Source organism: Streptomyces sp. NPDC057253 (assembly GCF_042669125.1).
Lineage (GTDB): Bacteria > Actinomycetota > Actinomycetes > Streptomycetales > Streptomycetaceae > Streptomyces.
The window spans coordinates 1-21,619 of record NZ_JBHUXV010000063.1 but is presented as its reverse complement, the minus strand read 5'-3'; the positions used below and the strand labels follow the sequence as shown (position 1 = coordinate 21,619).

Here is a 21,619-nt window from a genome sequence, read left to right as displayed (position 1 = left end):
GTCGTTATGGACCTGGAGAAGCAGCCCGCGCCGCAGCGCCCCGCGCCCGAGGGATGTCTGACCGTCGCGATCCGCGTTCCGGTGCGGATCGTCGTGCTCGTGCTGGTAGTGCCCGTGCGCATGGTGTGGGACGCGCTCGTCGTGGTGGGGCGGTTCCTGCGGGACAGTGTGCTGCGGCCGCTGTGGCGGGCGCTGGTCGTGTGGCCGCTGACGGCCCTGTGGCGGTACGTCGTCGTCCCCCTCGCCAAGGCCGTCGGCTGGCTCGGCAAAGTACTGCTCGTCATCCCCCTGGTGTGGCTGTACCGCCATGTGCTGACACCGGTCGGGCACGGCATCGCCTGGGTCGCCCGCGTCGTCGTGGCCGGACTGGAGTGGGTGTACGCGCGTGTGCTCACCCCGGTCGGGCACGGGATCTTGTGGCTCCTCAAGGGCGTCGGAGCCGTGCTCGCCTGGATCTTCACGCCGATCGGGCGCGCCATCGCCTGGTGCGTCGGCGGGCTCGTGTGGCTCGCGGGCACGATCGCCAACGGCGTCGGCGTCGCCCTCTACTGGATCGCGCGGGTCCTGCTCGTCCTGCCCGCGATCGCCCTGTGGCGCTGGGTCCTCACGCCCGTCGGACGCGTCCTCGCCGTGATCGGGCGCGAGGTGTGGGACGCGCTCGGGCACGCCTGGCGGATCGCCGGGCACATCTCGCTCGCCGTCGGACGCTTCCTCGGCACCCTCTTCCGGTGGATCTTCGTCGAGCCGGTGCGCTGGGTGTACCGCACCGTGCTGACGCCGGTCGGGCACGTCGTCCGGGACGTGGTGCTGCGCCCGGTCGCCGAGGCCGCCCGCAGTGTGGGCCGTATCACCCGGGCCGCGCTCGCCTCCGCCCGCGAGAGCGTCCGGGAGGCCCGTGCCGACTTCCGGCGCATGCTCTTCGGCGAACCCCGTGCGAGGGAAGCGGTGGCCCGGCGGGAACCGACGGGCGCCGACACACGTACTCTTGGTAGCAGTACGACCGCACTCACGAAGGACTGAGCGACACTGGGCAAGCGACAGCCCGAAGGCCCGCCGCCCGCACCGGCGGTGCAGCGCATCCGACTGCGCTACACCAAGCGCGGCCGCCTCCGGTTCACCAGCCACCGTGACTTCCAGCGCGCCTTCGAGCGTGCGTTGCGCCGCGCCGAGGTGCCCATGGCGTACTCGGCGGGGTTCACGCCGCATCCGAAGGTGTCGTACGCCAATGCCGCACCCACCGGCACGGGCAGTGAGGCGGAGTACCTGGAGATCGCGCTCACCCAGGCGCGCGACCCGGAGAAGCTCCGGCTCCTCCTCGACGAGTCGCTGCCCACCGGGCTCGACGTCGTCGACGCGGTCGAGGCCAGGACCTCGGGGCTCGCCGACCGGCTCACGGCTTCCGTGTGGGAGCTCAGGCTGGACGGAGTGGAGCCGGCCGAGGCCGAGCGCGCGGTCGCCGCGTTCAATGCCGCCGAGGCGGTCGAGGTCCAGCGCACCACCAAGAACGGCCTTCGGACCTTCGACGCCCGCCCCGCGGTCGTACGACTGGAAACGCACAGTGAACCTGCTGATAGGCCGACGGACCAGCCCTGTGCGATACTGCGGCTGGTTGTTCGGCACGTGACGCCTGCCGTACGACCCGACGACGTCCTGTCCGGTCTCCGCGCCGTGGCCGACCTGGCGCCGCCGGTCCCCGCAGCGGTGACCAGGCTGGCGCAGGGGCTGCTCGATGAAGAGACCGGCACGGTGACCGACCCGCTCGCGCCCGACCGCGAGGCAGTCGAGGCCCACTCAACGGCCGAAGCGACCGCCATCGCGAAGGCGTCGGCGTAAGGAAGGTCCCGCGAAGGACCGACGTCGTAGCGCCGCCCTCGTACTCGGGAGCCACCTGGGTCGGGCAGCGCACCCACACAGAAGACTTTCGCCAGGCCGTAGCCAAGAGGGCGTACGGAACCGGCGAGACAGGACACAGAGAGCTCCCGTGCGGCGCCCGCGCCCCGGACGGCGGCACCGCGCATCGCGCGAGCCGCGGACGTCACCGGCATCCCCGCCGGACCAGGCGCGGCGCCCGGGAGCCTGACGGGAGACAAGCCCGCATGCTCGAGCCGACCGAACCCACAGAGTCCTCAACGGGCTCCGAATCGAACACCCCCAGCGACACCCTGCCGCCGCGTCGTCGGCGCCGTGCCGCGTCCCGGCCGGCGGGTCCGCCGACCGATGCCGCCTCGTCGGGCGAGGAGGTCGTCGCTCCGGCCATACCGGCCGCGGAGGCCGAGGACCTCGTCACGGACGAGGAGGAGAAGCTCGACGAGAACGTAGAGAACGTCGAGAGCGCGGAGACTGCCGCGAGCGCCGAGACCGAGGCGCCTGCCGCGCGTCCGCGTCGGCGTGCCACGCGTCGGGCCTCCGCGCCCGCCGGGGCGCCCGCGGCGGCCGAGGCCGCCGAGACCGTGGTGCCGGTGGCCGAGGCGCCCGCCGCGGCCGAGGCCGCTGATGAGACGCCCGCCGCGGAGACCGCTGCGCCCGCCGCCCGTACCCGGCGCCGGGCCACTCGGCGTGCCGCCGCGCCGGCCGGTGCCCCTGAGGCGGCCGAGGGTGCCGCGTGCGCCGAGCCGGTGACCGCCGAGCCGGCGCATGCCGAGACCGCCGCGCCTGCCGAGACCGCCGCGCCCGTCGAGGTTGTCGAGGCCGCCGCCGCCGACTCCGAGGACGCCGCCCCGCGCCGCCGTCGCCGTGCCACCCGCCGCGTGTCCGCACCGGCCGCCGAGGCCGCGGAGACCGCCGCGCCCGCCGACACTGCCGAAGCCGAGAGCGCTGCCACGGAGGCGCCCGTCACCGAGGCCCCCGTAGAGGACCCCGCCCCCCGCCGTGGGCGTCGTCGTACCGTTCGCCAGGCCGCCACCGGGTTCTCCGAGCCCGCGCGGCAGGCCGTCGGTGTCGAGGACGAGGAGAACGGTTCGCGCCGCCCCGCGCGGCCCGCGGTCGCCGTGTTCCAGGCGCCCGTCTTCACCGAGCCGCAGTTCCAGACCCCGCAGCGGGCCGCCGCCGAGGCTGCCGCCGTGGCGGAGGCCGGGCAGAGCGAGCAGGCCGAGACCGCCCCGTCGGCCGCGTCGGTCCCGTCCGCCGAGCCCGTCGAGGAGATCGCCGAGGAGCAGACCGGGTCGCGGCGCCGCCGCCGGCGCCGGGGTGCCGCCGACGAGCCCGAGGTGCGGGAGACCGCCGCCGAGGTCGTCGTAGAGGAAGAAGAGACGGACGACGGCGCCGAGGACTCGCTCGACGAGGACGAGGCCGAGGAGACCGGGTCGCGGCGTCGCCGGCGGCGCGGTGGCCGTCGCCGTCGCCGGGGCGAGTCGGCCGACGCGTCCGGGGACGAGGAGTCGGACGACTCCGACGAAGCCGCCGCCGAGCAGTCCGGCCAGGACGACGACGCCGACCAAGACGACGAGGACGACGAGGACGCCCGTTCCGAGGAGTCGGGTGGCTCCAGCTCCAGCAGCCGTCGCCGCCGTCGCCGTCGGCGTCGGGCCGGGGACTCCGCCACCGACACCGAGCCCGGTGACGGCGACCCCGAGCGGACCGTCGTCAAGGTGCGCGAGCCCCGCCCCAAGTCCGAGCCGTCCGACGAGGTGCAGTCCATCAAGGGCTCGACCCGTCTGGAGGCCAAGAAGCAGCGTCGCCGGGAAGGCCGTGAGCAGGGCCGCCGGCGGGTGCCGATCATCACCGAGGCCGAGTTCCTCGCCCGCCGTGAGGCCGTCGAGCGCGTGATGGTCGTCCGCCAGCACGGCGAGCGCACCCAGATCGGCGTGCTGGAGGACGGCGTGCTCGTCGAGCACTACGTCAACAAGGAGCAGGCCACCTCCTACGTCGGCAACGTCTACCTGGGCAAGGTCCAGAACGTCCTGCCGTCCATGGAGGCCGCCTTCATCGACATCGGCAAGGGCCGCAACGCGGTGCTCTACGCCGGTGAGGTCAACTTCGAGGCGCTCGGCATGGCCAACGGGCCGCGCCGCATCGAGTCCGCGCTGAAGTCCGGCCAGTCCGTGCTCGTCCAGGTGACGAAGGACCCGATCGGGCACAAGGGCGCGCGTCTGACCAGCCAGGTCTCCCTGCCGGGCCGCTACCTCGTGTACGTCCCCGAGGGCTCCATGACCGGCATCAGCCGCAAGCTGCCCGACACCGAGCGGGCACGGCTGAAGACCATCCTCAAGAAGATCGTCCCCGAGGACGCGGGCGTCATCGTCCGTACGGCCGCGGAAGGCGCCTCCGAGGACGAGCTGCGCCGCGATGTCGAGCGCCTCCAGGCGCAGTGGGAGGACATCCAGAAGAAGGCCAGGAGCGGCAACGCCCCGACGCTGCTCTACGGCGAGCCGGACATGACCGTCCGGGTCGTCCGCGACATCTTCAACGAGGACTTCTCCAAGGTCGTCGTCAGCGGCCAGGAGGCCTGGGAGACCGTCCACGGATACGTCTCCCACGTGGCCCCCGACCTCGCCGAGCGGCTCCAGAAGTGGACCTCCGAGGTCGACGTCTTCGCCACGTACCGGATCGACGAGCAGCTCGCCAAGGCGCTGGACCGCAAGGTCTGGCTGCCCAGCGGCGGTTCGCTGGTGATCGACCGGACCGAGGCGATGGTCGTCGTCGACGTCAACACCGGCAAGTTCACCGGCCAGGGCGGCAACCTGGAGGAGACGGTCACCAGGAACAACCTGGAGGCGGCCGAGGAGATCGTGCGCCAGCTCAGGCTGCGCGACCTCGGCGGCATCATCGTGATCGACTTCATCGACATGGTCCTGGAGTCCAACCGGGACCTGGTGCTGCGCCGCCTGCTGGAGTGCCTGGGCCGGGACCGGACCAAGCACCAGGTCGCCGAGGTCACCTCGCTGGGCCTGGTCCAGATGACCCGCAAGCGGGTCGGCCAGGGCCTGCTGGAGTCCTTCTCCGAGACCTGCGTGCACTGCAACGGCCGCGGTGTCATCGTGCACATGGAGCAGCCGAGCTCCGCCGGTGGCGGCGGCAAGCGCAAGAAGCGCGGGCGCGGCGGCGACGGGCACGAGCACATCCACGAGGCCGCGGTCGCCGTGGAGGCTCCCGAGGCGCCGGAGGAGGTCGAGACCGAGGCCGAGCTCGCCGCCGAGGTGGCCGAGCCGGTCTCCCTGGCCCCGACGCCCGCGGCGAAGCCGCTATGGGACACAGTCGCGCCCGACGAGGAGCTGTACAGCAGCGTCGCCGAGGCGGAGGCGGCCGCCACGCGCGGGCGTGGCCGTCGCCGGGCGAGCCGCAGGGCGTCGGCTCCGGCCGGTGCGCCGCGGGGCGGCGGGACGCGGAGGTCGGGCGGCTACGAGGAGCCGGCCGCCGAGGAGACCCCGGTTGCCGAGAGCGCCGAGGTGCCGACCGCTCAGAGCGTGTCCGCGGAGGTCGAGGCCGAGCGTCCCGTGCAGCCGGAGACGGCCGCCGAGGCGCAGGCCGAGCCGGTCGCGGCGGAGGACCCGGTGGTCGAGGCCGCGTCGGCCGCGTCCGCCCCCGCCTCCACCGACGAGGCCGCTCCCAAGGGCCGTACGCGTCGCCGTGCCACCCGCAGGGCGTCGGCTCCGGCCGGTTCCCCGACGGGTGCCGAGGCGGCCGTGGTGACGGTCGCCGAGACCGCGCCGGTGGCCGAGCCGCAGGCGGATCAGGCCCCGGTGGTGTCGGCCGAGGCCGATGCCGAGACCGAGGCCGAGACCGCGCCGGTGGCCGAGAGTGCCGCCCCGGCCCGTCCGCGGCGCCGGGCCGTCCGCAAGGCCACCGCGCCCACCGCGTCCGAGGAGGCGGCCGTCGTGGTCGTGCCGTCCGCGGAGGCCCCGGCCGAGCCGGCGGAGCCCGTCGTGGCGGAGGAGGCCGCCGAGGAGGCCGCTCCGGCCAAGAAGACGGCTCGCAAGACGGCCAAGAAGGCCACGGCGAAGAAGGCCGCGACCAAGAAGACGGCTGCCAAGAAGACGGCCGCGAAGAAGACCGCCGCCAAGAAGACGACCGCGAAGAAGGCGGCGTCGAAGAAGACGGTGGCGGCCGAGCAGCCCTCGCAGCCGTCCGTCTCCTCCCAGACCGACGAGGCCTGACGGACGGTCACCGTATGATTTCGGCCAACTGAAGATCGTCTGGAGATCGAATTCCGCCCCCGGTTCGCCGGGGGCGGATTTCGTGATTCTGTGGCTATTGCGTCCGACAGACAGTTGTCAACCGGTGATCGCTCATGTGAATGGCCGGTGAATCCCCGGCCTGTCCCCAGGGTTATGATGTGAGCCGAGATTGACGCTTAATTTAGACAAATAGGGATTTTCGTGAAGGCTCTCGTGCTCTCCGGGGGAGCGGGCACCCGCCTCCGCCCGATCACCCACACCTCGGCCAAGCAGTTGGTGCCGGTCGCCAACAAGCCAGTCCTGTTCTACGGCCTGGAGGCCATCGCCGAGGCCGGGATCAGCGAGGTCGGGATCGTCGTCGGCGACACCGCGGACGAGATCCGCGAGGCGGTGGGCGACGGCTCCCAGTTCGGGATCAAGGTCACCTACATTCCGCAGGACGCGCCGCTGGGCCTCGCCCACGCCGTGCTCATCGCGCAGGAGTTCCTCGGTGACGAGGACTTCGTCATGTACCTCGGCGACAACTTCATCGTCGGTGGCATCACCGGTCTGGTGGACGAGTTCCGCGCCGAGCGCCCCGAGGCGCAGATCCTGCTGACCCGCGTCCCCAACCCCACCTCCTTCGGTGTCGCCGAGCTCGACGCCGGCGGCCGGGTGGTGGGCCTGGAGGAGAAGCCCAAGCAGCCCAAGAGCGACCTCGCCCTCGTCGGTGTCTATCTCTTCACGCCGGCCATACACGAGGCCGTGCGCTCCATCGAGCCGTCCTGGCGCGGGGAGCTGGAGATCACCCATGCGATCCAGTGGCTGATCGACCAGAAGCGTGACGTCCGTTCCACGACCATCTCGGGCTACTGGAAGGACACCGGCAACGTCACCGACATGCTGGAGGTCAACCGGTCGGTCCTGGAGACGGTCGACCCGGTGAACGAGGGCACGGTCGACGAGTCCAGCGAGATCATCGGCCGGGTCCGGATCGAGGCGGGTGCCAGCGTCAGTGGCAGCCGGATCGTCGGTCCTGCCATCATCGGTGCCGGCACGGTGGTCAACGACGCCTACATCGGCCCGTTCACGTCCGTCTCCGAGGACTGCCGGATCGAGGACAGCGAAATCGAGTACTCCATCGTGCTGCGCGGCTCGTCCGTGACCGGCGTGCGCCGCGTGGAGGCCTCGCTCATCGGACGTGACGTGGAGGTCACGCCCGCGCCCCGTAACCCCAAGGCACACCGGCTCGTGCTCGGTGATCACAGCAAGGTGCAGATCTCTTCATGACCACTCGGATTCTGGTGACCGGCGGTGCCGGCTTCATCGGCTCGCACTACGTCCGTACCGTGCTCGGCCCCGAGGGCCCCGGTGACGTCGCGGTCACCGTCCTCGACAAGCTGACCTACGCGGGCAACCCGGCCAACCTCGACGAGGTGCGCGAGCACCCGGGCTTCGCCTTCGTGCAGGGCGACATCTGCGACCCCGAGCTGGTCGGCAAGCTGATGGCCGAGCACGACCAGGTGGTGCACTTCGCCGCCGAGTCGCACGTCGACCGTTCCATCGACGGCGGCGCCGAGTTCGTGCGCACCAACGTGGTCGGCACCCACACCCTCATCGACGCGGCCCACCGCGCGGGCATCAAGACCTTCGTGCACATCTCCACCGACGAGGTCTACGGCTCGATCGACGAGGGCTCCTGGCCCGAGACGCACCCGCTGGAGCCCAACTCGCCGTACTCCTCGGCGAAGGCGTCCAGCGACCTGATCGCGCTGTCGTACCACCGCACCCACGGCCTCGACGTGCGGGTGACCCGCTGCTCCAACAACTACGGGCACCACCACTTCCCCGAGAAGGTCATCCCGCTCTTCGTGACCAACCTCCTCGACGGCAAGAAGGTCCCGCTGTACGGCGACGGCGGCAACGTCCGCGACTGGCTGCACATCGACGACCACGTCCAGGGCATCGAGCTGGTGCGCACCAAGGGCCGGGCCGGCGAGGTCTACAACATCGGCGGCGGCACCGAGCTCTCCAACAAGGAGCTCACCGGTCTGCTGCTGAAGGCCTGCGGCGCCGACTGGGACACCAGCGTCGAGTACGTCGAGGACCGCAAGGGCCACGACCGCCGCTACTCCGTCGACTGCACGAAGATCCGCGAGGAGCTCGGCTACGAGCCCCGCAAGTCCTTCGAGCAGGGCCTCGCCGAGACCGTGCAGTGGTACCGCGACAACCGCGCCTGGTGGGAGCCGCTGAAGGAGCGGGCCGCGCTGTGACCGACAACCGCACCTGGCTGGTCACGGGCGCGGGCGGCATGCTGGGCCAGGACGTCCTGGCCCGGCTGGCGCAGTCGGGGGAGCGGTACGTCGCCCTCGACCGCAAGGCGCTGGACCTCACCGACGCCGACGCCGTCAGCGCGGCACTCGAAGAGCACCGGCCCGCCGTCGTCGTCAACTGCGCCGCCTGGACGGCCGTCGACGACGCCGAGACCCGTGAGGACGAGGCGCTCGCCATCAACGGCGACGGGCCGCGCCACCTCGCCGAGGCCTGCGCCCGCACCGGCGCCGTCCTGCTGCACGTCTCCACGGACTACGTCTTCGCCGGGGACGCCACCACGCCCTACGCCGAGGACGCCCCCACCGCGCCCCGCAGCGCCTACGGCCGCACCAAGCTGGCCGGGGAGAAGGCGGTCCTGGCGACCGAGCGCGGGTACGTCGTGCGCACCGCCTGGCTTTACGGCACCGGCGGCCCCAACTTCGTCAAGACGATGATCAAGCTCGAGGGCATCAAGGACACCCTGGACGTCGTCGACGACCAGCGCGGCCAGCCCACCTGGAGCGCCGACCTCGCGGGCCTGCTGGTCGAGCTGGGCCTCGGCGCCCTGGCCGGCACCGCCCCGGCCGGCGTCTACCACGGCACCAACTCCGGCGAGACCACCTGGCACGGCTTCACCCAGGAGATCTTCCGGCTGCTCGGCACCGACCCGGACCGGGTCCGTCCCACCACCAGCGAGGCCTTCGTGCGCCCCGCGCCCCGCCCCGCCTACAGCGTCCTCGGTCACGGCCGGTTCGCCGAGGCCGGCATCGAGCCGCTGCGCGACTGGCGTACGGCCCTCACCGAGGCCTTCCCGGAGATCCACCGGGTCCATCTGAAGGAGAACACGGCGTGACGGTCAAGGTCAGCGTCGTCATCGCGGTCTACAACCCCGGCAAATACGTCGAGGACTGCATCACGGGCCTGCTCCGGCAGAGCCTGACCCCGGACGAGTTCGAGGTCTTCTTCGTCGACGACGGCTCCACCGACGAGACCCCGGCCCGCCTGGACCAGCTCGCCGCCGAGCACCCGCACTTCCACGTCATCCACCAGGAGTCCTCCGGCTGGTCGGGCAAGCCCCGCAACACCGGCATCGAGGCCGCCCAGGGCGAGTACGTCATGTTCGTCGACCACGACGACTGGCTGGGCGACGAGGCCCTGGAGCGGATGTACGACTACGGCAAGGCCAACGAGGCCGACGTGGTCGTGGGCAAGATGGCGGGCATCGGCCGCCCGGTCCCGCAGGAGCTGTTCCGGGTCAACCGGCCGCGCGCGACCGTGTCCAACGCGCCGCTGATCGACAGCCTCACCCCGCACAAGATGTTCCGGCGGGAGTTCCTCAACGAGCACAACATGCGCTTCAAGGAAGGCCGTCGCCGCCTTGAGGACCACGTCTTCGTCGTCGAGGCCTACCTGCGCGCCAAGAGCGTCGCCGTGCTCGGCGACTACCTGTGCTACTACCACATCACCCGGGACGACGGCTCCAACGCCGGCTTCCAGCGCTTCGACCCGGTCGGCTACTTCGGCAACCTGCGCGAGGCCCTGGACGTCGTCGAGGAGCTGACCGAGCCGGGCGCCCTGCGCGACAAGCTGTTCAGCCGCTGGCTGCGCAACGAGATGGTCGAGCGGCTGCGCGGCCAGCGCCTCCTCAAGCTCCCCGAGGACTACGCCGAGGAGCTGTACACCGAGATCCACAAGGTGGTCACCGAGCGCTTCGGCCCCGGTGTCGTCGCCCGCCTGGGCCTCACCCAGAAGGTGGTCGCGGGGCTGATCTTCGCCGACCGCTACCAGGACATCCGCACGCTCGCCGAGTGGGAGGCCGGGATCAAGCCCACCGGCGCACTCACCTCGCTGGAGTGGCAGGACGGCACCCTGAAGGTCGGCTTCGACTCCGAACTCCAGATCGACGGCGAGCCGATGACGTTCCGCCGGGAGGGCGAGCGGCAGCTGCTCGGGCTGCCGCTGCCGGAGGAGGCGCTGAAGGCCCTCGACGACCAGGGCATCAAGCTGGACGCCCCGCTCGCCAAGAGCGACGTCGACCTCGTGGTCCGGCACCGCGAGGACGCCCGGCAGTTCTACCTGCCCGTCACCAGCGAGCTGCACGAGATCGCGGCCGGGGACGGGGTCTTCCGGCAGCGGATCTCCGCCCGCGCCGAGCTCGACCCCGAGACCGCGGCCTCCGGCGCCCCGCTCGACAGGGGCCTGTGGGACCTGCACCTGAGGATCAAGTCCTGCGGCTGGAGCAAGGAGACCCGGCTCGGCGCGGTGCGCGGCGAGGACGTCGAGGCCGGCCGCCTGGCCGCCCTCACCGGGGAGCCCCAGCGGCTCGTGCTGCCGTACTGGACCGAGGGTCCCGGCAACCTCTCGCTCGACGTGGACCAGCACACCAACAAGCTGGAGGGCGAGGCGGTCGCCTTCATGCCGCCCGCCGAGGGCACCGTCGAGGGTTCGACCGTACGGCTGCCCCTGCCGCTGCACATCGCCGCGACCGGCGGGGACACCGTCCAGCTGCGCTTCGAGCGCAAGAACGTCGGCAAGTACCCGGCCGACGCCACCCTGGACGGCCGTATCGCCACCGCCACGCTGCCGCTGGAGAAGCTCACCGGCATGCGCTGGGCGGTCCGGATCGGTGTGCCGTCAGCGGCCCGCGGTGAGCGCAAGTGGACGCGGCTGCCCGTGGACGTCGTGGTGGACGCCGACGGTGCCGCCAAGGTGATCGACCGGCACACCCCGTCCGCGAAGCCCGCCGCGAAGAAGGCCGCCGCCCCCGTGAAGAAGGCACCGCGCCCCTTGTGGCGCCGGGCCGCCGGGCGCATCAAGCGCGCCCTGACCAACCAGAAGAAGGGCTGAGACCCGCGATGCGACCCCTTTCCATCTCCGGTGCCTGGGTGTTCGAGCCGAAGGTCTTCCCCGACGGCCGGGGCAGCTTCCACGAGTGGTTCAAGGCCCCCGTCTTCGCGGAGGCCGCGGGCCACCCGCTGAGCCTGGCCCAGGCCAACATGTCCGTCTCCAGCCGGGGCACCCTGCGCGGTATCCACTTCGCCGACGTGCCGCCCGGGCAGGCCAAGTACGTCAAGTGCGTGCGCGGTGCGGTCCTCGACGTGATCGTGGACATCCGGGTGGGCTCGCCGACCTACGGCCAGTGGGAGATCGTCCGCCTGGACGACCAGGACCACCACGCCGTCTACCTCTCCGAGGGGCTCGGCCACGGGTTCATGGCGCTCACCGACGACGCCACCGTGGTCTACCTGTGCTCCGAGGGGTACGCGCCCGAGCGCGAGCACGGCGTGCACCCGCTCGACCCGGAGATCGGCATCGAGTGGCCGGAGGGCATCGCCCCGCTGCTGTCCCCCAAGGACGAGCAGGCGCCGACCCTGGCCGAGGCCCGCGAGCAGGGGCTGCTGCCCTCCTACGAGGAGTGCGTGGCGTACCGGGAGAGCCTCGGCTCCTGACGCGTGGGTTTGAACGCGACGGGGCCCGGTTTGACCCGTTCGGCCGCGGCCCCGTAACCTAGACCGTCGGCGTGTCCACTGGTGACACGCCACATCCCCGTAAACCTCTTCCTCTCGGGTCGCTGTTCTGGCCGGGAGAGGCCGTTCGCTCTGCCGGGCGGCTGGACTGCGGGGGTGCCGTTCCCGAGCGAGAGAGTGAGATCCGCGTGTACGCCATCGTGCGCAGCGGTGGTCGCCAGCACAAGGTTGCTGTCGGCGACATCGTTGAGGTTGACAAGATTTCCACCGCCAAGGTTGGCGACACGGTCGAGCTCTCGACCCTGCTCGTTGTCGACGGCGACGCTGTGACCAGCGACCCGTGGGTCCTGGCCGGCATCAAGGTCCAGGCCGAGGTCGTGGACCACCACAAGGGCGTCAAGATCGACATCCTTCGCTACAAGAACAAGACCGGCTACCGCCGTCGTCAGGGCCACCGCCAGCAGTACACGGCGATCAAGGTCACTGAGATCCCCGCGGCTGCGAAGTAAGGGACTGAGGAGAGATGGCACACAAGAAGGGCGCATCGTCCACCCGTAACGGTCGTGACTCCAACGCTCAGCGCCTCGGCGTGAAGCGCTTCGGTGGTCAGGTCGTCAGCGCGGGCGAGATCCTGGTCCGCCAGCGCGGTACCCACTTCCACCCGGGTGCGGGCGTCGGCCGTGGCGGCGACGACACGCTGTTCGCGCTGAACGCCGGTGCGGTGCAGTTCGGCACCCACCGTGGCCGCAAGGTCGTGAACATCGTTCCGGTCGCCTGAGCTCAGGCTTAGACCGAACTTTTCGCGAGGCGGACCTCACTTCCCTGGTGGGAAGGCGGGTCCGCCTTTCGCGTGTTACAGCAATAGGTATTCCGTACGTCTTCTGGAGGCACTGACCATGACCACCTTCGTGGACCGCGTCGAACTGCATGTCGCCGCGGGTAACGGAGGTCACGGCTGTGCCTCCGTCCACCGTGAGAAGTTCAAGCCGCTCGGCGGCCCCGACGGGGGCAACGGCGGCCGGGGCGGGGACGTGATCCTCACCGTCGACCAGTCCGTCACCACGCTGCTGGAGTACCACCACTCCCCGCACCGCAAGGCCACCAACGGCAAGCCCGGTGAGGGCGGCAACCGCTCCGGCAAGGACGGCCAGGACCTGGTCCTGCCCGTGCCGGACGGCACCGTCGTCCTCGACAAGGCGGGCAACGTCCTCGCCGACCTCGTCGGCCACGGGACGTCCTACGTCGCCGCCCAGGGCGGCCGCGGCGGCCTCGGCAACGCGGCGCTGGCCTCGGCCCGCCGCAAGGCCCCCGGCTTCGCGCTGCTCGGCGTCCCGGGAGACCTCCAGGACATCGTGCTGGAGCTCAAGACCGTCGCCGACGTGGCGCTGGTCGGCTACCCGAGCGCCGGCAAGTCCTCGCTGATCTCGGTGCTCAGCGCGGCCAAGCCGAAGATCGCCGACTACCCGTTCACCACGCTCGTCCCGAACCTCGGCGTGGTCACGGCGGGCGAGACCGTCTACACCATCGCCGACGTGCCGGGTCTGATCCCGGGCGCCAGCCAGGGCAAGGGCCTCGGCCTCGAGTTCCTGCGGCACGTGGAGCGGTGCAGTGTCCTCGTGCACGTCCTGGACACCGCCACGCTGGAGTCCGACCGCGACCCCGTCTCCGACCTCGACATCATCGAGGCCGAGCTCAGGGAGTACGGCGGCCTCGGCGACCGGCCCCGCATCGTCGTCCTGAACAAGATCGACGTACCGGACGGCAAGGACCTCGCCGAGATGGTGCGGCCGGACCTGGAGGCGCGCGGCTACCGCGTCTTCGAGGTGTCCGCGGTCGCCCACATGGGGCTGAAGGAGCTGTCCTTCGCGCTCGCCGACCTGGTCGGCCGGGCGCGGGCCGCGAAGCCCAAGGAGGAGGCGACCCGGATCGTCATCCGGCCCAAGGCCGTGGACGACGCCGGTTTCACCGTGGTCCGTGAGGAGGACGGCCTCTTCCGGGTGCGCGGCGAGAAGCCGGAGCGCTGGGTGCGGCAGACCGACTTCAACAACGACGAGGCCGTCGGCTACCTCGCCGACCGCCTCAACCGCCTCGGTGTCGAGGAGGAGTTGATGAAGGCGGGCGCCCGTTCGGGTGACGGCGTCGCCATCGGCCCCGAGGACAACGCGGTCGTCTTCGACTGGGAGCCGACCGTCATGGCCGGCGCCGAGATGCTCGGCCGCCGAGGCGAGGACCACCGCTTCGAGGCACCCCGCCCGGCCGCCCAGCGCCGCCGCGACAAGCAGGCCGAACGGGACGAGGCGGCCGAGGAGTTCGACGACTTCGAGCCGTTCTGAGCCGACCCACGGGCGTCCCGGGTCTCCAAGTGAACCCGGGACGCCGTCCAGGCATACCGCAGGACAACCAACCGCCCTTCCTGTGAGTCGTACCGGGCACATCTGTACGACCGTCACAGAAGGGATGCGGCATGCGCGTTCAACGAAGAGGGTGGCGTACGGCGCTTGCCGTGGCCCTGGCGCTCGGCGGCGTCGTCGCCCTGCCCGCCGCCGCGGGAGCCGCGCCTCACCAGGTGCGGGACGACTTCAACGGGGACGGGTACGCCGACCTCGCGGTGGGGGCGCCCGACGGGACCGTGGCCGGCAGGGCGAAAGCCGGGTTCGTCGGCGTCCTGTACGGCTCGGCGAGCGGCTTGAAGACCTCGACGAAGCGGGTGTTCAGCCAGAACAGCGCCGGTGTCCCGGGCACCTCCGAGGCGGGCGACCGCTTCGGCAGCGCCCTCACCACCGGCGACCTGGACCAGGACGGGTACACCGACCTGGTCGTGGGAGTGGGCGGCGAGAACGGCGGGGCCGGCCTGGTGCAGGTCCTGTGGGGCGGCCCCCGTGGCCTGTCCGGTGCCGCCACCCTCGCCTCCGGAGCGGCCCACAACGCGCTCGGCGCCAAGGGCCACGTCGCGGTGGGGGACGTCGACGGGGACGGCGCGACCGATCTGCTGACCGCGGTGGACCAGTACGGCCTGGTGGCGACCGGCGGCCCCTTCACCCGCTCCGGTGCGGCCAAGGGGGAGCGTCAGGTGGTGAAGGACCGGTACGCCAGCCGCGTCCTCGACCTCGACGTCGGCGACCTCAACGGCGACGGCATCACCGACGTCGTGGCCGCCCAGACCGGCACCGACACCTTCGACTCCCGGCGGGTCGCGTACTGGTGGGGCACCAAGGACGGCCTCACGGACTGGACCCTGGTCTGGGACATCGACGGCGCCTCGCTCCAGGGCGGCGAGAACCTCGCGGTCGGGGACGTGAACCGGGACGGGTACGCCGACATCGTGGTGGGCCGGGCCATCGACGGCTACGAGAGCGACCACGACGCCTACCGCGCCAAGGGCGGCCGGGTCACCTGGATACCCGGCACCTCGGGCGCTCCTGACGGAGTGGCGGAGCAGGCCGTCAACCAGGACAGCCCCGGGGTGCCCGGCACCGCCGAGAAGGGTGACCGCTTCGGCACCGACGTGCAGCTCGCGGACGTCGACGGCGACGGGTACCTCGACGTGGTCACCGGTGTCCCCGGCGAGGACCTGGGCACCCCCACCGACCCGGACCGCTGGCCCGACGCGGGGTCCGTGGTGGTGGTCAGCGGCGGTGCCGACGGGCTGACCGGGGCCGGCTCGCACCAGGTGGTCACGCAGAACAGCACGGGAGTGCCTGGGGCCGCTGAGAAGGGCGACGCCTTCGGCGGGGCCGTCCATGTGGGTGACGCGAACGGTGACGGACTGGCCGACCTCGTGGTCGGCGCGCCCGGCGAGAACGCGAACGCCGGCGCGGTGTGGTCCTTCCGCTCCCGCGGGGAGTACGTGGCCTCACCGGGCGGTGTGCCGCTTCCGGCCACGGTCCTCGGGCCGAACGGAACGTTCACCTTCGGCCACACGCTCCTCGGCACGACCGCGGCGAAGGCCCGTCTGGGCTCGGGCTTCGCCAACTAGAAACCAAAAGATCGTCAGTCGGCGGTGTCCTGAAGGCCGTTGCGCCGGAGTCATGTTCATCATGTGATTTCCGAGTCGCAACGGCTCTTCTGTTGTCTACCTATTTGTCATGCACGCGAACACCCTGGTTCAACGCACGGATCACCCCGAAGCGTGAGCTTTCAGGGTGTCCAAGAGGTAAGCGACGCAAGGGAGTTCGCCCATGTACGGAGCAGCATCGCCCGGCCGACGCCGCTTTCTGACCGCCTCCGCCGCTCTGCTCGGCGCAGCCGCCTCCGCGCAGCTGTGGCTGCCGGGCACCGCGCGAGCAGCGGACACTCCGCTGCCGGACGGGGTGTTCAGCCTCGGCGTGGCCTCCGGCGACCCGCTGCCGGACGGCATCGTGCTCTGGACGCGGCTCGCCCCGGACCCCCTCAACGGCGGGGGCATGCCCGACAGAGCGGTTACGGTCGAGTGGGAGCTCGCCGAGGACGAGAACTTCACCAAGGCCGTCGTCCGGGGCACCGCCGAGGCCCTGCCCGCATATGGGCACAGCGTTCACGTGGATGTACGGGGTCTGCGCGCGGGCCGCACCTACTGGTACCGCTTCCGCGCCGACGGCCAGCTCTCCCGCACCGGCCGCACCCGCACCGCCCCCGCCGAGACCACCTCCCAGGGCACCCTGCGGGTGGCGCTCGCCTCCTGCCAGAACTGGCAGAACGGCTACTTCACGCCGTACGCCGACATGCTGGACCAGGACCCCGACGTCGTGCTGTTCGTCGGCGACTACATCTACGAGTCGGCGCCGTCCTCGGCGGGCCCGCGCCGGCACGAGGGCGCGGGGGAGCCGTACACCCTGGTGCAGTACCGCAACCGGTACGCCCAGTACCGCACCGACCCGGACCTCGCCGAGGTGCACGCGAACGTGCCCTGGGTGGTCACCTTCGACGACCACGAGGTCGACAACGACTGGGCGGGCGAGATCCCGCAGGACCCCGACAAGCAGCCGCACGACGCGTTCGTGGCCCGGATGACGGCCGCTTTCCAGGCGTACTACGAGCACATGCCGGTGCGCGCGACGGCCGTCCCGGACGGGCCGCACATCCAGATGTACCGGCGCCTGGAGTTCGGCCGCCTGGTCCGGCTGAACGTGCTCGACACCCGGCAGTACCGCAGCGACCAGGTGACCAGCCAGGCAGCCGCCCAGGACCCGGCGCTCACCATGCTCGGCGCCGAGCAGAGGCAGTGGCTGGTGGACGGGCTGACGGACTCACCGGCCCGCTGGAACCTCATCGCCTCGCAGATCATGATGGCCGAGACCGACATCCTGCCCGGCGAGGGCAAGCTCTGGTACTACGACGCCTGGGACGGCTACCAGGTCGAGCGCAACGCCCTCCTGGAGGAGTTCCGGAACGTGCGCAACCCGGTCGTGCTCTCCGGGGACCGCCACCTGACGATGATCAGCGACCTGAGGACCGACTACGCCGACCCGTCCTCCCAGCTCGTCGGCGCCGAGTTCGTCGGCACGTCCATCTCCAGCAACGGCGACCAGGACCAGGCCGCCTTCCACGCCCAGTGGGACCCGCTGAAGGCCGACAATCCGCACTGGAAGTTCATCGACGCCCACCGCGGCTACCACCTCTTCGACATCGACCGGTTCGGCATCGACGCGCAGGTCAGGGTCGTGGACACGGTGGTGCGCCCGCAGGCGACGGCGAGCACGATCGCCCAGCTGCGGGTGGAGGACGGCAAGCCCGGAGTCCGTCTGGTGTGACGGCTCCTTTCGAGGGGAGCGTGGGCCTCGTCGCAGGCCCACGCTCCCCTTTCGTTCTCTTGCCCTCGTCGAGACCGAAAAGCTGCGGAATCTTCACAAGGAATTCCTGGTAATGGGACAGAGGGACACGGGCCGTAAGTGATCCCGGTCTCCTCTGTGCCGTACCGAGGGCGCCCACCCTGGACGACATCGCCGTTACCGGCAGTGCAAGATGAATGACAGGTAGCGCGTACATATGCAGTGAACGGCGGTCACCTTGCACAGCGGTAACCGCAAGTGGGACCATTTCACCGTTCCCTGTCGCCCCGAGGTAGGTCATCTGTGTCCCAGCACATCGCCAAGCCCCGTACCACCGCAGTGATCCTGGCCGGTGGTACCGGTCAGCGCGTGGGTCTCTCGATCCCCAAGCAGCTGCTGAAGATCGCCGGCAAGGCAGTCATCGAGCACACCCTGACCACCTTCGAGAAGGCCGACTCCATCGACGACATCATCGTGCTGATGGCGCCGGGCTATGTGCCCGACATAGAGAAGATCGTCGCCAAGGCCGGGTTCACGAAGGTAAAGAAGATCATCGAGGGTGGCTCCACCCGGAACGAGACCACCGAGCGCGCCATCGCGGCCCTCGGCGAGGGCCTGGCCGAGGGCGAGGACCTCAACGTCCTGTTCCACGACGCCGTCCGCCCGCTGCTCGGACGGCGTGTGATCGACGACTGCGTGGCCGCCCTGGAGCGCTACCAGGCCGTCGACGTGGCCATCCCGTCCGCGGACACCATCATCGTCACGCGCACCCACGGCCAGGACGGCGAGTTCATCACCGAGATCCCGGACCGCTCCCGCCTGCGCCGCGGCCAGACCCCGCAGGCCTTCAAGCTGTCCACCATCAAGCGGGCCTACGAGGTCGCCGCCGGTGACCCCAACTTCCAGGCCACCGACGACTGTTCGGTGGTGCTCAAGTACCTGCCCGACGTGCCGATCCACGTCGTCGCGGGTGACGAGTACAACATGAAGGTCACCCAGCCCGTCGACGTCTTCATCGCCGACAAGCTCTTCCAGCTCGCCTCCACCGCCGCCCCCGAGCAGAACGGCGACGAGGCCTACCGCGAGCTGCTCACCGGCAAGACCTTCGTCGTCTTCGGCGGCTCCTACGGCATCGGCAAGGACATCGCCGAGCTCGCCGAGTCCTACGGCGCCAAGGTGTACGCGCTCGGCCGCTCCACCACCGGCACCCACGTGGAGAACCCGGAGGAGGTCGACGACGCGCTGTCCAAGGCCTACGGCGAGACCGGGCGCATCGACTACGTCGTCAACACCGCGGGCGTGCTGCGCATCGGCAAGCTCGCCGAGACCGACAACGCCACCATCGAGGAGGCGCTGAAGGTCAACTACCTGGCCCCGGTGCAGATCGCGCGGTCGAGCTACAAGTACCTGGCGGAGACCAACGGCCAGCTGCTGCTGTACACCTCCAGCAGCTACACCCGCGGCCGCGCCGAGTACAGCCTGTACTCCTCGACCAAGGCCGCGATGGTCAACCTCACGCAGGCCCTGTCCGACGAATGGGCGGGTGACGGCATCCGGGTGAACTGCATCAACCCCGAGCGCACCGCCACGCCCATGCGCACCAAGGCCTTCGGCCAGGAGCCCGCGGGCAGCCTGCTGTCCTCCGAGGCGGTCGCCCGCACCTCGCTCGACGTGCTGCTCTCCGAGCTGACCGGCCATGTCATCGACGTCCGCCAGCAGGACCCGACGGCCTCCGCGGGCCAGGCCTCCGGTTTCGAGGCGGCGCTCGCCAGTGTCCTCGACCGTCAGGACGGCGTGGCATAATCAAGGCAAATAGCCTCTCGTAATTCAGGCCTCTGTGGCTGCCCGTTCATGGTGCATTCGCAGGGGCCTGAATCCGTAAACAACCGGCATCCCTCCCAGAGCAGGTTTTCAGTGATAAGCACCGCTATTCGCGTCGCCCGGGTGGGCAGCGCGGCCGAGCTGGCCGCGGCGGTCCTCATGCTGGCGGGATTCCCCGCCATAATGGTGGCCGCGCTCATCCCGAGCGTCCCCGCCTTCGCGGCCGCGACGGCCGTCACGTACCTTGCGGACCACTATCTGCACCGCCAGGGCAGTTACCTGATCAACCGCCTCAGCAAGGTGCGCGCCGGCCTCTCGATCCGCTTCCTGATCAGACAGCTCCTGCTGATCCTGCTCCTGGCCCGGCTCGACCTCGCGAACAACCTGATCTTCTACGGGGCCACCGCCTGCTTCATCGCGTTCTACGGCCTCCAGGCCCCGCACGGCGCGCTGGTCACCCTCATCCGCAACCGCCGCAGGCTCCCGGTCGCCACCCGCAACGTCGACCTGGCCTCCCGCATCCGCATCCCGGACGCCCCGCCGTTCGGCCTGCTGAACCGCTCGGCCGAGAAGATGCTGCACCTCGACCTCGCGGCCGTGGTCGGCATACTCGTCGCCGCCTCGATGGACTCCGCGACGCCCGGCTTCATCGGCATCGGCGTGACCATAGGGCTCGGCTCCCTCTACGTCCTCGCCCTGATGCCGTACGTCCGCGGCAAGAAGATCCCGCCGAACGCCGACAAGGTGCTCGCCAAGGTCGACGACTGGCTGCGCGACTACAAGCCGGAGACCGTGCTGTACTTCTCCGGATCCAAGGACTCCGTCTACCAGGTCAACATGTGGCTGGAGACCATGGAGCAGCTGGACTCCCGGCCGCTGATCATCCTGCGCGAGCGGGTCATCCTCCAGAGCCTCGCGCCCACCACGGTCCCCGTCATCTGCGTGCCCGGAGGGGTGCACCTGATGAACATGGACCTGTCCTCGGTGCGGGTCGCGCTGTACGCGGCCAACGTCGGCAAGAACATCCACCTGCTGCGCGTGCCCACCATGAAGCACGTCTTCATCGGCCACGGCGACAGCGACAAGCTGGCCAGCGTCAACCCGTTCAGCAAGGCCTACGACGAGGTGTGGACCGCCGGCCGGGCCGGCCGCGACCGCTACGCCATCGCCGACGTCGGCGTCCGCGACGAGGACATCGTCGAGGTGGGCCGCCCGCAGCTGGCCCCGATCCAGGACTGGCAGGGCGTGCCGGACGGCCGTATGGCCACCGTGCTGTACGCGCCCACCTGGGAGGGCTGGGACGGCGACCCGGGCAACACCTCGCTCATGCTGGCCGGCGAGAACATCGTGAAGAAGCTGCTCAAGGCCGACCCGCCGGTCCGGGTCCTCTACAAGCCGCACCCCTTCACCGGCACGGTCCTCGCCAAGGCGGGTGCCGCGCACGAGAAGGTCACCGCGCTGATCGAGAAGGCGGCGGCCGAGCGTGCCGCCGACCCCCGTTTCCAGGCCGACGCGGCCGCGGTGGCCGCGGCCAAGGCCGAGCTGGCCCGGATCGAGGCCCGGCTCACGGTCCTCGTCGGCAGCGGCGGCGGCGAGAAGGGCGACGAGGCCGAGGCCACCCGTGACGGTGTGGTCGACGTGGCCAGGTACGAGGAGATCGCCCGGCTGCGCGGCGAGTGGAACGACGCGTACTGGCGCTCCTTCCCGGTGTGGGAGCACCGCGTGATCACGGGTGCCGAGCCGCGGCTGTACGACTGCTTCAACGTCTCCGACGCGATGGTCTCCGACATCTCCAGCGTGGTCTCCGACTTCATCGCGAGCGGCAAGCCGTACGCGGTCACGGACTCCGCGGGGCTTGGCGTGGAGGAGTTCAAGCGGCAGAACACCGCGGTGCGGGCCGCCACGATCCTGTCCAACAAGGCCACCGAGCTGGGCGAGCTGCTGGACGCGGTGCGCGACCCGGCGGGCGACCCGCTGGCCGAGGACCGGGTGGAGCTCAGGCAGTACCTGCTCGGGCCCGACGAGCCCACCTCCATCGAGCAGTTCAACACCGCGGTGGCGAACCTCGCGATCAAGGCCGAGGCGCGCAATGTCGGCCAGGAGTCACGGGCGGCGGCCTCGGCCGCGGAGACCGTGGCCTGACCTCGGGTTGGTAAAGAAACGGCCCGGTTTTCGGTGG

General features: G+C 70.8%; 15 protein-coding genes. All 15 read left to right on the top strand.

Features of this window, described 5'->3' with window-relative positions; all coding sequences use genetic code 11:
- Nucleotides 1-6: 6 nt before the first annotated feature.
- Nucleotides 7-1,020, top strand: a complete 1,014-nt coding sequence (locus ACFULQ_RS29335) for a hypothetical protein (RefSeq protein WP_383549499.1) — start codon at nt 7-9, stop codon at nt 1,018-1,020.
- A 48-nt stretch (nt 1,021-1,068) separates the two neighbouring features.
- Nucleotides 1,069-1,833, top strand: coding sequence for a TIGR03936 family radical SAM-associated protein (locus ACFULQ_RS29330; RefSeq protein ID WP_383549496.1), 765 nt, complete (start codon nt 1,069-1,071; stop codon nt 1,831-1,833).
- A gap of 263 nt (nt 1,834-2,096) precedes the next feature.
- On the top strand, nt 2,097-6,092 hold the full coding sequence (locus tag ACFULQ_RS29325) for an Rne/Rng family ribonuclease (RefSeq protein ID WP_383549493.1): 3,996 nt from the start codon (nt 2,097-2,099) through the stop codon (nt 6,090-6,092).
- Nucleotides 6,093-6,314: 222 nt separating this feature from the next.
- The gene (locus ACFULQ_RS29320) at nt 6,315-7,382 is read left to right on the top strand and encodes a glucose-1-phosphate thymidylyltransferase (protein WP_383549491.1); all 1,068 of its coding nucleotides are present in this window, start codon (nt 6,315-6,317) and stop codon (nt 7,380-7,382) included.
- Nucleotides 7,379-8,365, top strand: coding sequence for a dTDP-glucose 4,6-dehydratase (rfbB, locus tag ACFULQ_RS29315; RefSeq protein WP_383549488.1), 987 nt, complete (start codon nt 7,379-7,381; stop codon nt 8,363-8,365). Before ACFULQ_RS29320 ends, rfbB begins: the two co-directional genes overlap by 4 nt.
- Nucleotides 8,362-9,258 (top strand): dTDP-4-dehydrorhamnose reductase, encoded by an 897-nt coding sequence (rfbD, locus tag ACFULQ_RS29310; RefSeq protein WP_383549486.1) that lies wholly within the window; start codon nt 8,362-8,364, stop codon nt 9,256-9,258. The genes rfbB and rfbD overlap by 4 nt, the downstream gene beginning before the upstream one ends.
- Nucleotides 9,255-11,252 carry a glycosyltransferase family 2 protein gene (locus ACFULQ_RS29305; RefSeq protein ID WP_383549484.1) on the top strand — a complete coding sequence of 666 codons (1,998 nt, stop codon included), beginning with the start codon at nt 9,255-9,257 and terminating at the stop codon, nt 11,250-11,252. Before rfbD ends, ACFULQ_RS29305 begins: the two co-directional genes overlap by 4 nt.
- A gap of 8 nt (nt 11,253-11,260) precedes the next feature.
- The gene (rfbC, locus tag ACFULQ_RS29300) at nt 11,261-11,854 is read left to right on the top strand and encodes a dTDP-4-dehydrorhamnose 3,5-epimerase (RefSeq protein ID WP_383549482.1); all 594 of its coding nucleotides are present in this window, start codon (nt 11,261-11,263) and stop codon (nt 11,852-11,854) included.
- A 206-nt stretch (nt 11,855-12,060) separates the two neighbouring features.
- On the top strand, nt 12,061-12,381 hold the full coding sequence (gene rplU / locus ACFULQ_RS29295) for a 50S ribosomal protein L21 (protein ID WP_007381993.1): 321 nt from the start codon (nt 12,061-12,063) through the stop codon (nt 12,379-12,381).
- A gap of 14 nt (nt 12,382-12,395) precedes the next feature.
- On the top strand, nt 12,396-12,650 hold the full coding sequence (gene rpmA / locus ACFULQ_RS29290) for a 50S ribosomal protein L27 (protein ID WP_004950923.1): 255 nt from the start codon (nt 12,396-12,398) through the stop codon (nt 12,648-12,650).
- 118 nt (nt 12,651-12,768) lie between these two features.
- Nucleotides 12,769-14,205: a GTPase ObgE gene (obgE, locus tag ACFULQ_RS29285; RefSeq protein ID WP_383549479.1), complete on the top strand. Its 1,437-nt coding sequence runs from the start codon at nt 12,769-12,771 to the stop codon at nt 14,203-14,205.
- 131 nt (nt 14,206-14,336) lie between these two features.
- Nucleotides 14,337-15,848, top strand: a complete 1,512-nt coding sequence (locus ACFULQ_RS29280) for an FG-GAP and VCBS repeat-containing protein (protein WP_383549477.1) — start codon at nt 14,337-14,339, stop codon at nt 15,846-15,848.
- A gap of 202 nt (nt 15,849-16,050) precedes the next feature.
- Entirely contained in the window at nt 16,051-17,601 is a 1,551-nt protein-coding gene (locus ACFULQ_RS29275; protein ID WP_383549474.1) for an alkaline phosphatase D family protein, read from the top strand.
- Nucleotides 17,602-17,922: 321 nt separating this feature from the next.
- Nucleotides 17,923-19,422, top strand: coding sequence for a D-ribitol-5-phosphate cytidylyltransferase (locus tag ACFULQ_RS29270; RefSeq protein WP_383549471.1), 1,500 nt, complete (start codon nt 17,923-17,925; stop codon nt 19,420-19,422).
- 111 nt (nt 19,423-19,533) lie between these two features.
- Nucleotides 19,534-21,582 (top strand): hypothetical protein, encoded by a 2,049-nt coding sequence (locus ACFULQ_RS29265; RefSeq protein ID WP_383549469.1) that lies wholly within the window; start codon nt 19,534-19,536, stop codon nt 21,580-21,582.
- Nucleotides 21,583-21,619 lie beyond the last annotated feature (37 nt).

Excerpts from the sequence above, each read along its gene's own strand:
- obgE (WP_383549479.1), top strand. The coding sequence starts at position 12,769 with ATGACCACCTTCGTGGACCGCGTCGAACTGCATGTCGCCGCGGGTAAC.
- ACFULQ_RS29275 (WP_383549474.1), top strand. The coding sequence starts at position 16,051 with ATGTACGGAGCAGCATCGCCCGGCCGACGCCGCTTTCTGACCGCCTCC.
- rpmA (WP_004950923.1), top strand. The coding sequence starts at position 12,396 with ATGGCACACAAGAAGGGCGCATCGTCCACCCGTAACGGTCGTGACTCC.
- ACFULQ_RS29325 (WP_383549493.1), top strand. The coding sequence starts at position 2,097 with ATGCTCGAGCCGACCGAACCCACAGAGTCCTCAACGGGCTCCGAATCG.
- ACFULQ_RS29335 (WP_383549499.1), top strand. The coding sequence starts at position 7 with ATGGACCTGGAGAAGCAGCCCGCGCCGCAGCGCCCCGCGCCCGAGGGA.
- ACFULQ_RS29280 (WP_383549477.1), top strand. The coding sequence starts at position 14,337 with ATGCGCGTTCAACGAAGAGGGTGGCGTACGGCGCTTGCCGTGGCCCTG.
- rfbC (WP_383549482.1), top strand. The coding sequence starts at position 11,261 with ATGCGACCCCTTTCCATCTCCGGTGCCTGGGTGTTCGAGCCGAAGGTC.
- rfbB (WP_383549488.1), top strand. The coding sequence starts at position 7,379 with ATGACCACTCGGATTCTGGTGACCGGCGGTGCCGGCTTCATCGGCTCG.